Source organism: Streptomyces sp. NPDC012835 (assembly GCF_042900885.1).
In the GTDB taxonomy this organism is placed as follows: Bacteria; Actinomycetota; Actinomycetes; order Streptomycetales; family Streptomycetaceae; genus Streptomyces.
Genome location: NZ_JBIBBW010000002.1, coordinates 57,396 through 75,773 on the forward strand (window position 1 = coordinate 57,396; position 18,378 = coordinate 75,773).

The 18,378-nt window shown below is 72.3% G+C and carries 18 protein-coding genes and 1 pseudogene; 13 read left to right on the forward strand and 6 right to left on the reverse strand.

All coding sequences use genetic code 11. The features are described 5' to 3' along the window. The first annotated feature begins 3 nt into the window (after positions 1-3). On the forward strand, positions 4-1,425 hold the full coding sequence (locus ACFY6S_RS07760; RefSeq protein ID WP_388820020.1) for a cobyrinate a,c-diamide synthase: 1,422 nt from the start codon (positions 4-6) through the stop codon (positions 1,423-1,425). A gap of 92 nt (positions 1,426-1,517) precedes the next feature. On the opposite strand, the gene ACFY6S_RS07765 is transcribed toward ACFY6S_RS07760, so the two are convergent. Then, positions 1,518-2,312 carry a ZIP family metal transporter gene (locus ACFY6S_RS07765; protein ID WP_388820023.1) on the reverse strand — a complete coding sequence of 265 codons (795 nt, stop codon included), beginning with the start codon at positions 2,310-2,312 and terminating at the stop codon, positions 1,518-1,520. A gap of 87 nt (positions 2,313-2,399) precedes the next feature. Here ACFY6S_RS07765 and ACFY6S_RS07770 point away from each other — a divergent pair, with 87 nt between their 5' ends. From ACFY6S_RS07770 to cobC, 3 genes are all read left to right on the forward strand, one after another. Further along, entirely contained in the window at positions 2,400-2,804 is a 405-nt protein-coding gene (locus tag ACFY6S_RS07770; protein WP_388820026.1) for a cobalamin biosynthesis protein, read from the forward strand. A 64-nt stretch (positions 2,805-2,868) separates the two neighbouring features. Beyond that, positions 2,869-3,147: a hypothetical protein gene (locus ACFY6S_RS07775; protein WP_388820029.1), complete on the forward strand. Its 279-nt coding sequence runs from the start codon at positions 2,869-2,871 to the stop codon at positions 3,145-3,147. Next, positions 3,131-4,192 (forward strand): Rv2231c family pyridoxal phosphate-dependent protein CobC, encoded by a 1,062-nt coding sequence (cobC, locus tag ACFY6S_RS07780; RefSeq protein WP_388820032.1) that lies wholly within the window; start codon positions 3,131-3,133, stop codon positions 4,190-4,192. Before ACFY6S_RS07775 ends, cobC begins: the two co-directional genes overlap by 17 nt. A 148-nt stretch (positions 4,193-4,340) precedes the next feature. On the opposite strand, the gene ACFY6S_RS07785 is transcribed toward cobC, so the two are convergent. The 3 genes from ACFY6S_RS07785 to ACFY6S_RS07795 all read right to left on the reverse strand — a co-directional run bounded on the left by ACFY6S_RS07785 (position 4,341) and on the right by ACFY6S_RS07795 (position 6,233). Then, the gene (locus ACFY6S_RS07785) at positions 4,341-5,348 is read right to left on the reverse strand and encodes an SCO1860 family LAETG-anchored protein (protein ID WP_388820035.1); all 1,008 of its coding nucleotides are present in this window, start codon (positions 5,346-5,348) and stop codon (positions 4,341-4,343) included. A 180-nt stretch (positions 5,349-5,528) separates the two neighbouring features. Further along, positions 5,529-5,993: an NUDIX hydrolase gene (locus ACFY6S_RS07790; protein WP_388820038.1), complete on the reverse strand. Its 465-nt coding sequence runs from the start codon at positions 5,991-5,993 to the stop codon at positions 5,529-5,531. A gap of 18 nt (positions 5,994-6,011) precedes the next feature. Continuing rightward, positions 6,012-6,233 (reverse strand): sulfatase-like hydrolase/transferase, encoded by a 222-nt coding sequence (locus tag ACFY6S_RS07795; protein ID WP_388820041.1) that lies wholly within the window; start codon positions 6,231-6,233, stop codon positions 6,012-6,014. 435 nt (positions 6,234-6,668) lie between these two features. On the opposite strand from ACFY6S_RS07795, the pseudogene ACFY6S_RS07800 reads away from it, so the two are divergent. Further along, positions 6,669-7,484, forward strand: a pseudogene (locus tag ACFY6S_RS07800) (hypothetical protein); the annotation flags it as partial. A gap of 154 nt (positions 7,485-7,638) precedes the next feature. Here the strand turns inward: ACFY6S_RS07800 and ACFY6S_RS07805 are convergent. Then, positions 7,639-8,730 (reverse strand): amidohydrolase family protein, encoded by a 1,092-nt coding sequence (locus ACFY6S_RS07805; protein ID WP_388820043.1) that lies wholly within the window; start codon positions 8,728-8,730, stop codon positions 7,639-7,641. A 91-nt stretch (positions 8,731-8,821) separates the two neighbouring features. On the opposite strand from ACFY6S_RS07805, the gene ACFY6S_RS07810 reads away from it, so the two are divergent. The 5 genes from ACFY6S_RS07810 to thpD all read left to right on the forward strand — a co-directional run bounded on the left by ACFY6S_RS07810 (position 8,822) and on the right by thpD (position 13,667). Beyond that, positions 8,822-9,925, forward strand: a complete 1,104-nt coding sequence (locus ACFY6S_RS07810; protein ID WP_388820046.1) for a pyridoxal-phosphate-dependent aminotransferase family protein — start codon at positions 8,822-8,824, stop codon at positions 9,923-9,925. 336 nt (positions 9,926-10,261) lie between these two features. After that, positions 10,262-10,801, forward strand: coding sequence for a diaminobutyrate acetyltransferase (gene ectA / locus ACFY6S_RS07815; protein ID WP_388820049.1), 540 nt, complete (start codon positions 10,262-10,264; stop codon positions 10,799-10,801). 178 nt (positions 10,802-10,979) lie between these two features. Continuing rightward, positions 10,980-12,254, forward strand: coding sequence for a diaminobutyrate--2-oxoglutarate transaminase (gene ectB / locus ACFY6S_RS07820; RefSeq protein WP_388820052.1), 1,275 nt, complete (start codon positions 10,980-10,982; stop codon positions 12,252-12,254). A gap of 115 nt (positions 12,255-12,369) precedes the next feature. Then, on the forward strand, positions 12,370-12,768 hold the full coding sequence (locus tag ACFY6S_RS07825) for an ectoine synthase (protein WP_388820055.1): 399 nt from the start codon (positions 12,370-12,372) through the stop codon (positions 12,766-12,768). Beyond that, positions 12,765-13,667 (forward strand): ectoine hydroxylase, encoded by a 903-nt coding sequence (thpD, locus tag ACFY6S_RS07830; RefSeq protein WP_388821533.1) that lies wholly within the window; start codon positions 12,765-12,767, stop codon positions 13,665-13,667. The genes ACFY6S_RS07825 and thpD overlap by 4 nt, the downstream gene beginning before the upstream one ends. 199 nt (positions 13,668-13,866) lie before the next feature. Here thpD and ACFY6S_RS07835 read toward each other — a convergent pair whose 3' ends face one another. Further along, on the reverse strand, positions 13,867-15,258 hold the full coding sequence (locus ACFY6S_RS07835) for an aminotransferase class I/II-fold pyridoxal phosphate-dependent enzyme (RefSeq protein ID WP_388820058.1): 1,392 nt from the start codon (positions 15,256-15,258) through the stop codon (positions 13,867-13,869). Positions 15,259-15,481: 223 nt separating this feature from the next. Here ACFY6S_RS07835 and ACFY6S_RS07840 point away from each other — a divergent pair, with 223 nt between their 5' ends. The 3 genes from ACFY6S_RS07840 to ACFY6S_RS07850 are packed head-to-tail and all read left to right on the forward strand — an operon-like array spanning position 15,482 to position 18,338. After that, complete coding sequence (locus ACFY6S_RS07840) at positions 15,482-16,555, forward strand: hypothetical protein (protein WP_388820061.1); 1,074 nt, start codon at positions 15,482-15,484, stop codon at positions 16,553-16,555. Positions 16,556-16,575: 20 nt separating this feature from the next. Further along, entirely contained in the window at positions 16,576-17,382 is an 807-nt protein-coding gene (locus ACFY6S_RS07845) for a deaminated glutathione amidase (RefSeq protein WP_388820064.1), read from the forward strand. Further along, a complete protein-coding gene (locus ACFY6S_RS07850) occupies positions 17,382-18,338 on the forward strand; it encodes an ABC transporter substrate-binding protein (RefSeq protein WP_388820067.1) in 957 nt (318 codons plus the stop codon). The genes ACFY6S_RS07845 and ACFY6S_RS07850 overlap by 1 nt, the downstream gene beginning before the upstream one ends. The last annotated feature ends 40 nt before the right edge of the window (positions 18,339-18,378 follow it).

Here is an 18,378-nt window from a genome sequence, read left to right on the forward strand (position 1 = left end):
CGCGTGGTGAACATCCCGAGGCTGGTCATCGCCGCGCCCGCCTCGGGCAGCGGCAAGACCACGGTCGCGACGGGGCTGATGGCCGCCTTCTCGGAGCGCGGTCTCGCCGTCTCCCCGCACAAGGTCGGCCCCGACTACATCGACCCGGGCTACCACGCGCTGGCGGTGGCCTCGTCGGCGCGGGGCCCGGTGGCCAGGCCCGGCCGGAACCTCGACGCCTACATGTGCGGGACGGGGCTGATCGGGCCGCTGTTCGCGCACGGCGCGGCCGGGGCGGACCTCGCGGTGGTCGAGGGGGTGATGGGGCTGTACGACGGCGCCTCCGGCCAGGGCGAACTGGCCTCCACCGCCCAGGTGTCGAAGCTGCTGCGGGCCCCGGTGGTGCTGGTGGTGGACGCCTCGTCGCAGTCGCGTTCGGTGGCCGCGCTGGTGCACGGCTTCGCGTCCTGGGATCCGGAGGTGCGGATCGGCGGGGTGATCCTCAACAAGGTCGCCACCGACCGGCACGAACGGCTGCTGCGGGAGGCGCTGGACGAGTCGGGCGTGCCGGTGATGGGCGTGCTGCGCCGGACCGACGGGGTCGGTACGCCCTCGCGCCATCTGGGTCTCGTGCCGGTCGCCGAGCGGCACGCGGACGCGCTCGCGGCCATGCGGGAGCTGGCCGGGCGGGTGCGGGAGGGCTGTGACCTGGAGGCGCTGCTGGCGCTGGCCAGGAGCGCGCCGCCGCTGGACGCGGTGGCCTGGGAGCCGGCGGCCGAGCCGGTCGCGGGGCCGGGGCTCTCGGCGGTGTCCGGGGCGGGGCCGGGTTCCGGGCGGCCGGTGATCGCGGTGGCCGGCGGTTCGGCGTTCACCTTCTCGTACGCCGAGCACACCGAACTGCTGACGGCCGCGGGCGCGGAGGTCGTCCCCTTCGATCCGCTGCGCGACGAGGAACTCCCGGAAGGGACGCGGGGGTTGGTGATCGGCGGCGGCTTCCCCGAGGTGTACGCCCCCGAGCTGTCCGCCAACGAGCCGCTGCGCAAGGCCGTGGCCGAGCTGGCGTTCTCCGGCGCCCCGGTGGCCGCCGAGTGCGCCGGGCTGCTCTATCTGGCGCGCTCCCTGGACGGGAAGCCGATGTGCGGTGTGCTGGAGGCCGACGCGCGGATGTCGGGGCGGCTGACCCTGGGCTACCGCGAGGCGGTGGCGATCGGTGACAGTGCGCTGGCGGCGGCCGGTACGCGGGTACGGGGGCACGAATTCCACCGTACGGTGCTGGAGCCGGGCGCCGGGGCGGCTCCCGCCTGGGGGCTGGTGCACCCGGAGCGCCGGGTGGAGGGGTTTGTCCGGCGAGGTGTGCACGCGAGCTATCTGCACACCCACTGGGCGGCGGTGCCGGAGATGGCACGGCGGCTGGTGGCGGGATGCGCCGGGGAAAACACGGTGTGAGCGGCGTGAGCGGCAGGGTACGGCTCCGTGACCGGCGGGGACACGGCGTGAGCGGCCCGTGCGCGCGGGTCCGCCCGCCGGGCCGGGACGTCTCATCCGGCGACGCCGACCACCAGCCAGACGAAGCAGACGCCCAGGACGGTGCAGAGCACCGTGGAGCGCGCCGGGTGATCGTGGTGCGCCTCGGGCAGGATCTCGGCGGCGGCGAGATAGAGCAGCGCGCCGCCGAAGAAGCCGAGATAGCTGCCGAGCGCCTCCTCCGGGAGGGTGAACAGCAGCGTGGACGCCGCTCCGATCACCGGGGCGACGGCGTCCGCGACGAGCATCGTGACGGCCCGCCGCCGGTCGTTCCCGTACAGGCTGGTCAGGGTGTACGTGTTGAAGCCGTCGGCGAAGTCGTGGGCGATGACGGCGAGCGCGACGGCGAGTCCCATGCCGCCGCCGACCTGGAAGGCGGCGCCGAGCGCGATGCCGTCCATCAGGCTGTGCCCCACCATGGCCGCCGCCGCGGTGAGCCCGACCTGCGGCACCCGGTGGTTCCCGGGCGTACCCGGAGGGCTCTCGGACGTACCCCGGTGGCTCTCCGTGTCCGCGCCGGTGACGGCGTCGGCGCCGTGCGGACCGCCGGACTGACGGAAGGCGAGGAGCCGTTCGACCATATGGGCGACGAGGAACCCGCCGACGAACAGCAGCAGCGCCTGCGGCACCCCGAAGAGTTCGTGCCCCGCCGCGTGTATCGCCTCGGGCAGCAGGTCGAGACCGACCACTCCGAGCATCAGTCCCCCGGCCAGGCCCAGCACCAGATGGCGGCGGTCGGTGACCCGCTGCGCCGTCCAGCCGCCGAACAGCGTCATGAGGAACGCGCCGAGCGCGACGAAGACCGCCATGGGCCCCTGCATAGCCGATCGGACCGGCACGGCGCATCTCCCGCACCGGACGGACGGGACCCGCGTGCGGCGGACGGACGCGACCTGGTGGTCGGAGTCGGCGCCGGCAGCCGCGCCCGCGTCGAGGAGGTGCTCGCGCTGATCGCGCTCACCCTGCGCGAGGCGGGGCTCTCGCCCGGCCGGGTGCGGGAGCTGGCGACCGTGGCGTCCGCAGCGGAGCGGCCCGCGATCATCGGGGCCGGGGCGCGGCTGGGGGTGCCGGTGCGGAGCTGGCCGGCGGAGCTGCTGGCCCGGGTCGCCGTACCGAATCCGTCGGCCGCGCCGCTGGCGGCGACCGGGACCGCGTCCGTCGCCGAGGCCGCCGCGCTGGTGGGCGGGGGCACCTTGCTGGTGGCGAAGCGGAAGTCGGTGGTGGAGGGCCGGCGATCCGCCGCCACCTGCGCCGTGGCGAGTAGGGGCCACTCGGAGTGGAACGGGCCGGGACGGACATGATGAGGGAGACGGAAGTCAGCACGACAGGCGCCCCGGGATACCGGTGGCAGGGGGAAGGAGCCCGGTGACCCGTGTCGTCCAGCACAGTGAGAGCAGCGCGCGCGGCGGCGGCGCCGCGTGCGCCCGGACAGCCGAGCAGACCGCAAACGCCGAGCAGACCGTGAACGCCCAGCGGACCGTGAACGCCGAGCAGACCGCGAACCCCGAGCAGACCGCGAACGCCCAGCAGACCGCGAACCCCGAGCAGACCGTGAACGCCCAGCGGACCGTGAACCCGCGGATCGCGGAGCCCCTGACCGTACGTACCGCCCGGAGAGCCGACGGCCATGTCTACGCGCGCTGACCCCCACGACCTGCGCCACCACGGCGACGCCGAGGTGCGGGACGGGGCGGCGGGGCTGATCGACCTCGCCGTCAACGTCCGTACGGGCACTCCCCCCGACTGGCTGCGTGAGCGGATCGCCGCCTCGCTGACCGGGCTGGCCGCCTACCCCGACGGCCGGGCGGCGCGCGCGGCGGTCGCGGCGCGGCACGGGCTGCCGGTGGAGCGGGTGCTGCTGACGGCGGGCGCGGCGGAGGCGTTCGTGCTGCTCGCCCGCGCGCTGCCGGTCCGCCGACCCGTGGTCGTGCACCCTCAGTTCACCGAGCCGGAGGCGGCCCTGCGGGACGCGGGACACACGGTGCGGCGGGTGCTGCTGCCCGCGTCGGACGGCTTCCGGCTCGATCCGGCGGCGGTGCCCGACGACGCGGATCTGGTCGTGATCGGCAATCCGACCAACCCGACCTCCGTGCTGCATCCTGCCGAGGACATCGCGAAGCTGGCCCGTCCGGGGCGGACCCTGGTGGTGGACGAGGCGTTCATGGACGCGGTGCCGGGCGAGCCGGAGGCGCTGGCGGGCCGCCGGGACGTGCCGGGGCTCGTGGTGCTGCGCAGCCTGACCAAGACCTGGGGGCTGGCGGGGCTGCGCATCGGCTATGTGCTGGCGGAGCCGGGGACGGTGGCGGCGCTGGAGCGCGCGCAGCCGCTGTGGCCGGTGTCGACTCCCGCGCTGGCGGCGGCGGAGGCGTGCGTGTCGCCCGAGGCGCTGGCCGAGGCGGAGCGCGCGGCGCTGGGGATCGCGGTGGAGCGGGCGCATCTGCTCGCGGGTCTGGCGGAGTTCGAGGAGATACGGACGGTGGAGGCGGCGCGCGGCCCCTTCGTGCTCGTACGGATGGACCGCGCGGACGCGGTGCGGGCCAGGCTGCGCACGCTGGGCTTCGCGGCCCGGCGCGGTGACACGTTTCCCGGTCTGGGGGCGCAGTGGCTGCGGCTCGCGGTCCGCGACCGCGCCACGACGAATCGTTTCCTCCAGGCCCTGGACCAGGCGCTGACGGCGGTGGGTGGCTGAGGGGCGCGGAGGGGCGCGGCGCGACCGCCACGCCCCTCACTCCTCCGATCGGTCCTCTCAGTCCTCCGGCTGCCCGGCGGGCGGAAAGCGGTGCTCCGGGATCCGAGCACCGCTCCCCTCATCCGCCTCGTGTGTTCAGCGCGTCGCGTCAGCGCTTGGCGCGGGCCTTCCTGGCCACGAGCAGCGCGCCGCCGCCGGCCGCGAGCAGGGCCGCCGCGCCGCCCGCGAGGTAGGGCGTCGTGGAACTGCCTCCGGTCTCCGCGAGGTTGGCCTCGACCGGCTCCGCCGCGGTCTGCGGCTCGACCTCACTCTTCGGCCCCTCGTCGGCCGGCTTGCCGGCCTCCGGCGTGTCCGACTCCTCGGGCTTCGGCTGCGGCTTCTCCGCTTCCGGCTTCGACTCCTCGGGCTTGGGCTCCGGCTTCTCCGGCGCGGGCGCGTCGGGTGACTCGCAGGTGGCGCCGGCGAGCGTGACGGTGCCCTCGACCTCGGCGACGTTCAGCTTCAGCGGATTGACCGACACCTTGAGCTCCAGCGCCGAGGCCGCCGCCGTACGGGACGTGGTGTGCGTCTTCGACAGGTCGAGCGAGACCTCGCCGACGCCCGGCACCCGCACCTCGGTGGTGCCGCCCGCCGACAGGGTGACCTTCTTGCCGAGGACGGTCACAGGACCGAGGATGTTCGATTCGGCGACCGGCCGCTTCCCGGCCTCGCAGACCGCCTTGGAGGTGACCTCCTGGATCTCGATCAGGGAGAGCAGCGGCAGCCCGGGGACGTGCACCTTGGCGTGCGCGATGTTGCTGTAGCCCTCGGCCCTGTCCGCGTCGGCCGTCGCCTTCGAGGTGGCCACGTCGGCGCGCAGCAGGGTGAACGGCTTGCCCTGGTCCACGCCGTCCAGCTGGGCGCTGAGCGCCGTCTTCTCGGCGCTCGCCGGCGCCTGGACCTCGTTGAGCGAGACCTTGAGCGGCAGATTGACAGTCTTGTTGAGCAGGGACACGTCGAGTCCGACGCCGAGCACGACCGCGCTCGCCCGCCCCTCGCGCTGGCCTCCGGTGGCCTGCGCCGGAGCGGCGAGGAGGACCGGCCCCGCCGTCAGCGTGGCGGCCGCCATGACGGCGGCGCACCGGCGCGCGGGCATGCGGAAGGTGTTGCTGTTCAAAATGGTGGAACCCCCACAAGAGATCTGGCGTCGCGGCACCGCCTACGGGGACACGTGGCGATGGCGACTGAGACACCGGAATCCTTACGCACTGAGAGTGAACGGGAGGGCACCTGAAGTGAGTTCACTCTAAAGTGGCGTTTTCGGGGCCATATTCGATTCTTGTGGCACGTGCGTTCCTCAGAGGCGCTCGCGTTCCCGTCGGACCGAGGTCGCCTGCTGGGTCAGCAGCAGCGCCAGAGGACCGCCCTGAAGCAGGAAGCGCCCCTGAGCGGCGGCCTGGATCGCGCCGGCCATCGGCCACCACATCAGCTTGAAGTCCGCTTCACTGGGAGCGAGTTGACGCGGCCCACAGGTGAGACCCTCGGCCAGGAAGAGGTGGATACGGGCCGGGGAGTTCAGAGTGATGGCGTAGGAACCGAGGAGGCACCAGGTGTCGGCAGTGACACCGGCTTCCTCGCGAAGTTCGCGCCGCGCGCACTCCTCCGATGTCTCGTCGCCTTCCCGGCGCCCCCCGGGCAGGAACACGTACTCGCCACCGTGCCGGGGGAATTCGGCGCTCAGGACGGCGACCGTGCCGTCCAGGTCTCGGGCCACGATGACAGAGGCGTCGCGCGTCGCCCCTCGCCCGGATGTGTCGCTCATGGCCCGGGAGCGTAGTCCTCACGGGGTGAGCAGGGCGGCGAACGGTACGTTCAGCACGGTGGGGTGTGCGATGCCACGGCCGTGGTAGCCGTCCTCGCCGAAGGCGTCGCCGTGGTCGGCGCACATGATGATCAGCCATCTCCTTTTGGTGGTGAGCGCTTCGACCAAGCGGCCGAGGTGTGCGTCCGCGTAGGCGAGCGCGGCGGGCGGCCATCGTGGCGACGGTGGAGGCGGGTTCACTGGAATCCGGTGGCGCACGGAGCCGGGGAGGTCAGCGCGCCAACGGCTGTCATTTGGCCAGCAGGGCCAGAGCCATGGCGTCCAGCAGCCCGGCAGTGTCAGCGACCAGACTTCCCAGCTGCGTGTCAGCGGGATGTGACTTCCCTTTACCTGACAGAAAGAAATCGCGCCGCTACGGTGCGGATGTCAGAGCACGGGCATAGTTCCAACAGCTTTGCTGACGCCGTGAACGGAGCCCTTGAGCGCCTTACCGGGCGGGTCGGAGGGCTGGACGGCTCATCGATCCGGTCCTGGAAAGCGGGCCGGGTCAAGTGGCCCAAATCGGCTACCCGCAAGGCCCTTGAGGACGTCACCGGCCTGCCCGCCATCGCTTTAGGGTTCGTTCCACGACACCGGACCTCGCTCACACCGGCCCCGGCGCGGGAGGACCCCGATATGAAGCGCCGTACCCTCGTCGGCGGCATCGCTGCCGCCGACGCAGCGGCAGCCGCCCCCGGCACATCGCCCCGCCGTATCGGTATGAGCGATGTCGACCGTCTGCGGGCCCGCTTCGCCGAGGTCTTCGCCGGCGACCACCGCCACGGCGGACAACTCGGCATCGAGCAGCAGGCCGCCGCGCTTGCCGACGAGGCGCTGAGTCTTCAGATCTCGGGCAGCGCGACGCAGCGCGTGCGCAGCAGCCTGTACGCGTGTGCGGCGTCGTTCCGGTCCTCGGCGATGTGGGCGGCGATCGACGGCCGCCGCTACGACGACGAGAAGGGACACATGCGCGAAGCGCAGGCCCTGGCCGAGATGTCCGGCGACCAGGCGGTCAAGTTCCGCATCTGGAGTCACACGGGGCCCATGTACCGGCACATGGGCCGCCCTGCCGATGCGCTCGCCGCGAACGATGTCGCCCGCAACCTGAACATCACGCGCCGTGATCCCTTGTTCGCCTCCCTGGGGCATGCCCGTCAGGCCGCCACCTACGGCCTCACCGTCAACACCGCGGCGGTGGAGCGCTCCCTCGGCTGCGCTCAGGACGCACTCGAACGCGCCGATCCGGATCTCGCTCGGCCGATGTGGATGGCCGCGGTTCACACAGGAGCAGAATTCGAAACGCTCGCTCTCGCCGCGCACTTTCGCCTCGGAAACTTCGAACAAGCCGAAACGCATGCCCACCGGAGCCTGACACTGCTCCGCCCCCAGATGCGGCGCGACCGGGCCATCAACACCGCCCGGCTCGCCGCCGCCCAACTCGGGCACGGCGATGCCCTCGATGTGTACGCCCCCCGTGCCCCGCCGCTCCACCTGCCGAACTACGCGGTCACCGCGTTCGGTGAGCGCTGGACCGGCACGAGGGCGGACGGGGTTCGTCGCGATCCTCGGGTACGCAGAGGGGCACCCGCCGGACCGGCACGGACATTCAGCCGACCACCCGCCCGTTCAGCACGATCCGGCGCGGCGCCGCCAGGGCCCGCACGTCCGCCCGGGGGTCCTCGGCGTAGACGACCAGGTCTCCCGGGGCCCCCTCCTCCAGCGCCGGACGTCCCAGCCAGCTCCTGGCTCCCCAGGCAGTGGCGGAGAGCGCTTCCAGCGGCGGGATGCCGGCCTTCGTCAGCTCCTCGACCTCCGCCGCCACCAGACCGTGGGCCAGGCCGCCGCCCGCGTCCGTGCCGACGAAGACCGGGACGCCCGCGTCGTACGCCGCGCGCACCGTGTCGTACCGACGTTCGTACAACCGGTTCATATGAGCGGACCAGCGTGGATAGCGCTCCTGGCCGCCCACCGCGAGCTGCGGGAAGGTCGCGATGTTGACGAGCGTCGGGACGATCGCCACGCCGCGTTCGGCGAAGAGCGGGATGGTGTCCTCGGTGAGCCCGGTGGCGTGCTCGACGCAGTCGATCCCCGCCTCCACCAGATCGCGCAGCGCGGCCTCCGCGAAGCAGTGCGCGGTGACCCGCGCGCCGAGCCGGTGCGCCTCGGCGATGGCCGCCTCGACCTCGGCGCGGGGCCAGCAGGCGGTCAGGTCGCCCGCGTCCCGGTCGATCCAGTCGCCGACGAGCTTGACCCAGCCGTCGCCGCGCCGCGCCTCCCGCGCCACGTACGCGACCAGCTCCCCGGGCTCGATCTCGTGGGCGTAGTTGCGGATGTAGCGGCGGGTGCGGGCGATGTGGCGGCCCGCCCTGATGATCTTCGGGAGGTCCGGGCGCGCGTCGGTCCAGCGGGTGTCGGCGGGCGAACCCGCGTCCCTGAGCAGCAGGGCGCCCGCGGCGCGCTCGGTGAGCGCCTGCCGCTCGCTGGTCTCCGCGTCGACGGCGCCGTGCCGGTCCAGTCCGACATGGCAGTGGGCGTCGACCAGCCCGGGCAGCGCCCAGCCCTCGACCGTGAGCACGTCACGGGCGCCCGGGGGGCGTTCGTAGCTGATCCGGCCGCCCACGACCCACAGCTCGTCCCTGACCTCCTCGGGCCCGACCAGGACCCGGCCCCTCACCCGCAGCACTGTGTGATCAGTCATGAGCAGCACTGTACGAGCCCGTGGGTACCCTCGACCGGGAGGGATTCCCCTCCCCCGCCCCACCTCCGTCGTTCCCGAAGAGAGCCCCGCCGTGACCCATCCCCTGCTGGATCTGCCCCCGTTGACCGCCGCGCGCTTCGCCGCGATCGAGCGCCGCGTCGCCGCGCTCCTGGCCACCGGGAACGATGTCGTGATCATGCAGGGCGAGGCCCTGCTGCCGCTGGAGGGATGCGTGCGCGGCGGCGCGCGGCCCGGCTCGACCGCGCTGAACGTGGTCACGGGCCCCTACGGACAGACCTTCGGCAACTGGCTCAGGGACTGCGGCGCGACGGTCGTCGACCTGGAGGTGCCCTTCCACACGGCCGTGACCGCCGCCCAGGTCGAGCGCGCCCTCGCCGCCCACCCCGAGATCGACTTCGTCTCGCTCGTGCACGCCGAGGCGGCCACCGGCAACACCAACCCGGTCGCCGAGATCGGCGAGGTGGTACGGGCCCACGGCGCCCTGTTCATGCTGGACGCCGTCGCCTCGGTGGCCGCCGAACCGCTGCTGCCGGACGCCTGGGGCGTCGACCTGTGCGTCATCGGCGCGCAGAAGGCGATGGGCGGGCCGGCCGGGGTCTCGGCGGTCTCGGTGAGCCCGCGCGCCTGGGAGCGGTTCGCGGACAATCCGGGGGCGCCCCGGCGCTCCTACCTCTCGCTGCTCGACTGGAAGGAACGCTGGATCGACGCGGGCCGCACGGCGCTGCCGCACGCACCGGCCCAGCTGGAGATGCTGGCGCTCGACGCGTGCCTGGAGCGCGTCGAGTCGGCCGGTCTCGACGCGGTGACGGCCCGGCACGCCTCGGCAGCCGCCGCCACCCGCGCGGGAGCGCTGGCGCTGGGGGGCGGCCTGGAGCCGTTCGTCCACGAGGCGGCGGACGCCGCTCCGGTGGCCACGACGCTCCGTACCCCCGCCGGGGTGGACGCGGCCGAGCTGGTGGCGAAGGCGCTGGCGGCCGAGCCGGCCCTGCCGCTGATCGGGGTCGGCGGCGCGGCGGCGGCCGGCGGGATGGTCCGGGTCAACCACTACGGCCCGCACGCGACCCGCGAGACGGTGCGGTCCTCGCTGGCGGCGCTGGGCGCGGCACTCGGCGCCGCGGGCGCCCCGGTGGACCTGGACGGCGCCGCGCGCGCGGTCGGCGAAGCGTGGAAGTGAGCATCCCTCGGAGCAGGCATCCGGAAAATTAAATGGGACCCACCCGATAATCAATTCACGAATACGGGAAGCTACTTATCGCAAGTAGCTTCCCGTATTCGTCTGCCCGCTTCTCCCGGAGCTAAACGCCTCGATTTCAGCGCGGCCTCACGAGCGTTACGGATATGTGACCGAGCCCACGATCACGCCCGCTTTGCCCCTTATTTCGGCGTATAGTACCCCAGTTTTGGTCAGGGCGACAGCGGTGCCCGCGCCCGCGTGATAACACAGAGCCGCTTCTCACCCAACCCCTCCAGAAGATGCATGTTTTGAATTTGCTCGGTAAATTCAATGCGTATGACCGCCGCACAAGCAGACCTTGCAGGCGCCCGAAGCGAATTCAACCGACACCGCACGATCGACACCCCGCGAGTGGAGGACGGAGCCGCGATCTGGCGCATCGCCCGCGACTCCGAGGTCCTGGACCTCAACTCCTCGTACAGCTATTTGCTCTGGTGCCGTGACTTCGCCGCCACCTCCCTCGTCGCCCGCGACGACGGCGGAGCGCCGATCGCGTTCGTCACGGGGTACGTCCGGCCCGAGCGTCCCGAGGCCCTCGTCGTCTGGCAGGTGGCCGTCGACAGCGCCCAGCGCGGGAAGGGGCTCGCCGGCACGCTGCTGGACGAGCTGACCGCCCGGGTCACCGACGAGCTGGGAGTCACCGCCGTCGAGACGACCGTGACCCCCGACAACACCGCCTCGGACCGGCTGTTCACCGCGTACGCGGCGCGCCACGGCGCGCGGCTGGAGCGCGAGGTCCTCTTCGACGGCGGGCTGTTCCCCGACGGGGTGCACCAGCCGGAGGTGCTGTACCGCATCGGACCGCTCTCGCCCTGACAGGGCCGTCCCGGGGTCGTGGGCCGCAGGCCCCCGCCCCCGGGCCGACGTGTGCCCGCCCACCCCGATGGGCGCACGCTCCGGTCGACACGCGTCCGCTCCACCTCGGGCCGGTCCGTGTCCCGGTCGTCCGAGCGCTTCCCCGCACTTCTCCCACACCCCATGGCTGGAGATTCCCGTGACCATCACCCCGCCCGCACTGAGCGTCTTCGAAACCCTTGAGTCCGAGGTCCGCAGCTACTGCCGCGGCTGGCCCGCCGTGTTCGACCGCGCGCAGGGCGCCCGGCTCACCGACGAGGACGGCCACAGCTATCTGGACTTCTTCGCCGGCGCCGGCTCACTCAACTACGGCCACAACAACCCGGTCCTGAAACGCGCGCTGATCGACTACATCGAGCGTGACGGCATCACCCACGGCCTGGACATGGCCACGACCGCGAAACGCGCCTTCCTGGAGTCCTTCCAGAACGTGGTGCTGCGACCGCGCGACCTGCCGTACAAGGTGATGTTCCCCGGCCCGACCGGCACCAACGCGGTCGAGTCCGCGCTGAAGCTGGCCCGCAAGGTCAAGGGCCGCGAGTCGATCGTCTCGTTCACCAACGCCTTCCACGGCATGTCGCTGGGCTCGCTCGCCGTCACCGGCAACGCGTTCAAGCGCGCCGGAGCAGGTATCCCGCTGGTGCACGGCACCCCGATGCCGTTCGACAACTACCTGGACGGCCAGACGCCGGACTTCCTCTGGTTCGAGCGGCTGCTGGAGGACCAGGGGTCCGGGCTCAACAAGCCCGCCGCCGTGATCGTCGAGACCATCCAGGGCGAGGGCGGCATCAATGTCGCCCATCCCGACTGGCTGCGCGCGCTCGCCGACCTGTGTCACCGCCAGGACATGCTGCTGATCGTGGACGACATCCAGATGGGGTGCGGCCGTACCGGTGCCTTCTTCTCCTTCGAGGAGGCGGGCATCACACCGGACATCGTGACGCTTTCGAAGTCGATCAGCGGGTACGGGCTCCCTATGTCCCTCTGCCTCTTCAACCCGGAACTCGACATCTGGGAGCCGGGCGAGCACAACGGCACCTTCCGGGGCAACAACCCGGCCTTCGTCACCGCCGCCGCCGCGCTCAACACGTACTGGGCCGACGGCCAGATGGAGAAGCAGACCATCGCCCGGGGCGAGCAGGTCGAGCGGGCGCTCCTGTCGATCAGCGCGGAGGCCACCGGTGACGTCCCCACGTTCCGCGGCCGCGGCCTGGTCTGGGGGCTGGAGTTCGCCGACAAGAAGCGGGCCTCCGCCGTCTGCGCCCGCGCCTTCGAGCTGGGTCTGCTGCTGGAGACCTCGGGCCCGCAGAGCGAGGTCGTCAAGCTGCTGCCGCCGCTGACCATCACCGCCGACGAGCTGGACGAGGGTCTGCGCACGGTGGCCCGCGCGGTGCGCGACACCGCCACCGCCTGAGCCACGCCGGCGCGAGCCGGCAGGGCCAGGGGCGAAGGGTCGAGGGGCAGCACGCGAAAGAGAAGAAGCGCACCGAAGCGCACGAGAGAAGCACGAGAGAAAGGGTCGACCCACTGTGATCGTCCGATCGTTCAAGGACATCGAGAACACCGACCGCCATGTGAAGTCGGCGTCGGGCACCTGGGAGAGCAAGCGCATCGTGCTCGCCAAGGAGAAGGTCGGCTTCTCCCTGCACGAGACGATCCTGTACGCGGGCACGGAGACGTCGATGTGGTACGCCAACCACATCGAGGCCGTGCTCTGCGTCGAGGGCGAGGCCGAGCTGACCGACGACGAGACCGGCGAGACCCACTGGATCGAACCCGGCACGATGTATCTGCTGAACGGGCACGAGCACCACACGCTCCGCCCGAAGACCGATTTCCGCTGCGTGTGCGTCTTCAACCCGCCGGTGACCGGGCGGGAGGACCACGACGAGAACGGCGTCTACCCGCTGCTGACCGAGGAGGGCTGACCATGACCACCACCCCCGTACGCACCGACCTGTACCCGACCCGGGGAGTCGGCGAGGTGACCACCCCGCGCCAGGACCCCGTCGTGTGGTCCGCGCCCGACGCGCCGGGCCCCATCGACCCGGTGGACCTCGGCTCGTTCGAGCGGGACGGTTTCCTCGCCATCGACCAGCTGATCGGCCCCGACGAGGTCGCGCTCTACGGCGCCGAGCTGGAGCGGCTGATCAACGACCCGGCGGTACGGGCGGACGAGCGCTCCATCATCGAGCCGTCGTCCGGGGATGTGCGGTCGGTCTTCGAGATCCACCGGCTGAGCGAGGTCTTCGCCGGCCTCGTGCGCGACGAGCGGGTGGTGGGCCGCGCCCGCCAGATCCTCGGGTCGGACGTCTACGTCCACCAGACGCGGATCAACGTCAAGCCCGGTTTCGGGGCCTCGGGGTTCTACTGGCACTCGGACTTCGAGACCTGGCACGCCGAGGACGGTCTGCCGAACATGCGGGCGGTCTCCGTCTCCATCGCGCTGACCGAGAACTATGACACCAACGGCGGCCTGATGATCATGCCGGGGTCGCACAAGTCGTTCCTCGGCTGCGCGGGCGAGACACCGCGCGACAACTACAAGAAGTCGCTCCAGATGCAGGACGCCGGTACGCCGTCGGACGAGGCGCTGACCGCGCTCGCCGGTCAGCACGGCATCAAGCTCTTCACGGGCAAGGCCGGTTCGGCGACGTGGTTCGACTGCAACTGCATGCACGGCTCGGGCGACAACATCACGCCCTACCCGCGCAGCAATGTCTTCATCGTCTTCAACAGCGTGGAGAACACGGCGGTCGAGCCGTTCGCGGCGCCGGTCCCCCGGCCGGAGTTCATCGGGGCGCGGGACTTCACACCGGTGCGCTGACGCCGGAGGTGGGTACGCGGTGGCGCGGGGCCGGTCGTCTTGACCGGCCCCGCGCCCGCGTGTCCGGTCAGGTCGACGGACCCGGAGCCCTCGCCTCGACCGTGCCCCGGATGCTCCGGCGGATGCGGCCCATCCGTACCCGCCCATCCGTACCCGCCGCCCATCCGTACCCGCCGGTCCCGTACCCGCGCGGCCGGTGTCAGTGCAGCCGGTCCGCCGACGCCGTGGCCGCGAGGGCGATCAGGGTGGCCGTCTCGTCGAGCGCGTGCGCGTCGTCCGTCAGTCTGCTGGTCGCGATCCGCACATGGGGGCGGGAGTACGCGACGCAGAAGCGGCTGCCCGGTGACACCGTGACGCCCCTGGCCGCCAGCGTGACCAGCGCGGACGCCTCGTCCGCCACCGGCACCCAGAGCATCAGCCCGTCCCGGTTCCCGGTGGGCACGCCCCGGCGCGCGAGCCGCTCGGCGAGGCCGCTCCGGCGCTCGCCGTAGCGGTGGGCGGCGGTCCGCACGGTACGGACCGCGCCCTCGTCGGTGAGCAGATGGGCCAGCGCGTCCTGGAGGATCCGGCTGGTCCACCCCGTACCGAAGGTGCGCAGCACCCGGGCCCGTTCGACGATCTCGCGGGGGCCGCCCACGACTCCGATGCGCAGATCGGGTCCGTACGCCTTGGAGTACGAGCGGACCAGGACCGTCCGTCCGGGCAGGTGCCCGCCGATGCTCGCGACCGGGTCCTGGGCGAGCGGGCCGATACCGTCGTCCTCCAGGACCACCACGTTCGGGGCGGTCTCCAGGACCGCCGCCAGCGCGGCGGCGCGGCCCTCGCCGACCGTCCAGCCGCACGGCGCCTGTGCCCGTGACTGGTGCAGGAAGAGCGCGGGCCGCTGCTCCAGCGCGCGGGCGAGGGAGTCGGGGAGCGGGCCTTCGGCGTCACAGGCGACCGGCACGATCTGCGCGTCGAGCGCCTCCAGGATGTCCAGCAGCCGGGCGGCGGTCGGGTCCTCCACGGCGACCCGGTCCCCCGGCACGATCAGCGCCTGGCAGAGCAGCTGGACGCCCTCGTACCCGCCGCCCACCGCCGTCCACGCCTCGGCAGGGAACGGCCAGGTGTCCCGTACGGCGTCCAGCAGGGCGTCGGTGATGGCCGTACGCGAGTAGTCGTTGAGCCGTGGTGTACGGGCGCCGGCCAGCAGCGCGTCCGCCAGCGGCGGCAGCAGCGCGGGGTCAGGGGCGGCGACCGCGAGGTCCAGGGTGAGATGGGAGCCGAGGTCGCCGACGCGTTCGAAGCGGGCCGGGTGCGGGACGCTCGGCGGGCCGCTGACGACGCTGCCGCGCCGCCCGAGGGTGGTGATCATGCGGTGTCTGCGCAGCACCGACCAGGCGTCCGCCACCGTGCCGGGGCTGACCCCCAGTTCGACGGCGAGTCCGCGCACGGTCGGCAGGCCGCTGCCGGGCGCCAGCTCCCCGGAGCGGATGAGGTCGGTCATGGCGGCGGCGACCCCGCGCGCGCTGGGGTCGGGGATGCGTCCGGCCAGCCGCGCCGCGCCCTGCGGTCCGGCCGCCCAGTCCTTGCCCGTCGCGTTCTCCTGCATCGCCCCGCCCCTCGCCCGGCTGCCCGCCGGGTCCCCTTCCGGCCCTCGCGCGGGCCGGATCCGGACCCGCGTTCCGTAGGTTACGGCATGGAAAATTTATGTTCGGAAACAAACCAACTCTTGTTTGGCCTATCGCTGAACAATAGTGTTCCAGCCATCGCACGGCCGAATGCGGTTTATATACGAAGTGCGATGACTGTACGGAATGCTAGGAGTGTCTGCTGTGTCAACTCCCGTGATCCATCTGGGCCTTCGCGATTGGGACCATCTCGTACCGCTGGCCTCCGGCCTGGTGGACGTGGAGGGCTTCACGGTCCGCGTCGACTCGCGGGGCGTGACTCCCGACGTACTCGCGGAACCGGGACTGGACGGCGGCGAGACCTCTTTCAGCCGCTACGTCCAGGCCCGCGCGGCCGGTGACGACCGGCTGGTCGGCCTGCCCGCGTTCATCATGCGCGGCTTCCGGCACCGGTGTGTCCTGGTCCGCGCCGACAGCCCGCTGCGCTCCTTCGACCAGCTCGCCGGGGCCCGGATCGGGCTCTCCGGCTGGCCGGACTCGGGGAACACCTGGACCCGCGCCCTGCTGCGCGCCGAGGGCGTGGACCTCACCGGGATCGAGTGGCGGGTGGGGCCGCTGACGGCCGGGGAGTCGGGCAAGGACCGGCTGGGCAGCAGGCCGCTCCCGCCGAACGTCTCGGCCATGGCCGAGGGCGAATCGCTGGAGGAGGAGCTGGCCGCGCAGCGGCTGGACGCGATCCTCACCCCGTTCATGCCCCAGGAGCTGTTCAGCCGCAACAGCCGTTTCCGCCACCTCCTCGACGACCACCGGGCCGCCGAGCGCGCCTACTGGGAGTCCACCGGGTTCGTCCCGGGAATCCATCTCGTCACCCTGAAGCGGGAGACCGTCGAGGCGCACCCCGCTCTGCCCGCCGCGCTGCTCACGGCGCTGGAGCGGTCCAAGCGCCGCTGGGTCGCCCGCCGCCGGCTGCTCGCCGACACCACCCCGTGGGTGCTGCACGAACTGACCGACGCGGCACGGACCTTCGACGGCGACTGGATGCCGTACGGGTCCGAGCCCAACGCCGCGATGGTCCGGGCCTTCTGCGCCGAGCTGTCCGCGCAGGGCATCTGGCCCGAGCCGATCGACCCGGGGGTGGTCTTCCCGGACCCCGGCCTCGCGACGGTACGGATACCGGACACCGCGCCGGGCCGCGACGCCGCGTCCTCGGACCCGGCCGCCGCGACCGGACCCGTCGCCACCGTCCCGGCCGGCCCCGCCGCCGTACCCGCCAACTGATCGCACCCGGAGCCCACACCATGCGCATTGCCGTCGGACAGTTCGCCGCCACCCCCGACTGGAAGGACAACCTCGCCGCCTGCCTGGACCTCACCGCCGAGGCGGAGCGGGGCGGGGCGGATCTGCTCGTCCTCCCCGAAGGCGTCCTGGCCCGCTTCACCGAGGACCGCCACCGCATCAGGGAGGTCGCCCAGCCGCTGAACGGGCCGTTCGTCACCGCGCTGCGGGCCGCCACCGAGGGGCTGCGCACCACCGTCGTCGTCGGCATCCACGAACCGTCCGACGACGGGCGGGTGTTCAACACCCTGGTGGCGCTGCGGGACGGGAAGCTGGTCACCCGCTATCGCAAGCTCCATCTCTACGACGCCTTCGGCGACCAGGAGTCGGCGAACGTCCGCCCGGCGGACGAGCCGCCCGTGATCGTCGAAGTGGCGGGCACCAAGGTCGGCCTGATGACCTGCTACGACATCCGCTTCCCCGAGCTGGCGCGGCTGCTCGTGGACGCCGGCGCCGAGGTGCTCGCGCTGCCCGCCGCCTGGGTGCGCGGCCCGGCCAAGGAGCGGCACTGGGAGATCATGATCGCGGCGCGCGCGCTGGAGAACACCTGCTGGGTCGCGGCGAGCGGTGAGTGCGGCCCGCGCAACATCGGCAACAGCCTCATCGTGGACCCGCTGGGTACCGTCCGCGTCCGCCTCGCCGCCGCGCCCGGTCTGACCTGGACGGACGCCGATCCCGGCGTGACCGAGGCGGCCCGCAGGACCCTGCCCGTCCTCGCCAACCGGCGGTTCTCCGTCGACCCCACCGTCATCCCACTCGGAGCCCACTGATGCGACAGATGAGATTCTCCAAGAGCGCGGCCCTGGCGGTCGCCACGGCGCTGTCCTGTTCCCTCGCCCTGGCCGGCTGCGGGTCGAACCCGCCCCAGGCCGAGGGCGCCACCGGCGACAGCTCGGCGGGCGCGGCGGCGGCCGGGACGAAGCTGACCGAGGACAAGGCGCTGCACGCCCTGCTGCCGGAGAAGAACCGCACGTCGGGCAAGCTGATCTCGGTCAACGGCGGTTCCTTCCCGCCCTACGAGATCGCCGGTTCGGACGGGCACAGCCTCACCGGCGCCTCCGCCGACCTCTCCGTCGCGCTGGGACAGCTCCTCGGCGTCACGATCGAGCACGTCACGGCGGACGGTCTGCCCAGCGAGCTGACCGGGATCAAGGCGGGCCGCTACGACATGGCGATCGGCCCGGTCGGCGACTTCAAGGACCGGCAGGGTTCCAACGACTTCGTGGACTGGGTGAAGGAGTTCGTCGTCTTCGCCGTGCCCAAGGGCAATCCGCACGCCATCGAGGACCTGGACAGCACCTGCGGGCAGCGGATCGCCGTCATGGGCGGCGGTTCGGCGGAGGGCGTGATCAAGGCGCAGTCCACGAAGTGCGTCAAGGACGGCGAGGCCGCCGTCAAGATCCAGTCCTACAAGGACCAGCCCGGCTCCATCCTGGCCGTGCGCTCCGGCCGCGCCGACGCGTTCTTCTCCTCGCAGGCGCCGCTCACCTACTTCGTCTCGCAGTCCAAGGGCGACCTGGAGCTGACCGGCACCGGCCGGTCGAACGGCTTCGACGACCTGTACCAGGGCGCCGTCGTCGCCAAGGACTCGCCGCTGCGCGAGGTGCTGCTCAAGGGCATCCGGAAGCTGGTGGACAACGGCACGTACGGCCGCGTCATGCAGAAGTGGGGCCTGTCCGATAACGAGCTGGACAAGCCGGGGGTCAACCTCGGCGGCGCCGCCTGACCCTCCCGTCCCCCATCCGTCTCGCATCCGTGAGGAGGTG

What these genes read in the sequence shown, in the direction of transcription:
- cobC (WP_388820032.1), top strand. Translation starts at nt 3,131, where the DNA reads ATGTCTACGCGCGCTGACCCCCACGACCTGCGCCACCACGGCGACGCC.
- ACFY6S_RS07845 (WP_388820064.1), top strand. Translation starts at nt 16,576, where the DNA reads ATGCGCATTGCCGTCGGACAGTTCGCCGCCACCCCCGACTGGAAGGAC.
- ACFY6S_RS07805 (WP_388820043.1), bottom strand. Translation starts at nt 8,730, where the DNA reads ATGACTGATCACACAGTGCTGCGGGTGAGGGGCCGGGTCCTGGTCGGG.
- ACFY6S_RS07850 (WP_388820067.1), top strand. Translation starts at nt 17,382, where the DNA reads ATGCGACAGATGAGATTCTCCAAGAGCGCGGCCCTGGCGGTCGCCACG.
- ACFY6S_RS07790 (WP_388820038.1), bottom strand. Translation starts at nt 5,993, where the DNA reads ATGAGCGACACATCCGGGCGAGGGGCGACGCGCGACGCCTCTGTCATC.
- ACFY6S_RS07765 (WP_388820023.1), bottom strand. Translation starts at nt 2,312, where the DNA reads ATGGCGGTCTTCGTCGCGCTCGGCGCGTTCCTCATGACGCTGTTCGGC.
- ectA (WP_388820049.1), top strand. Translation starts at nt 10,262, where the DNA reads ATGACCGCCGCACAAGCAGACCTTGCAGGCGCCCGAAGCGAATTCAAC.
- ACFY6S_RS07835 (WP_388820058.1), bottom strand. Translation starts at nt 15,258, where the DNA reads ATGCAGGAGAACGCGACGGGCAAGGACTGGGCGGCCGGACCGCAGGGC.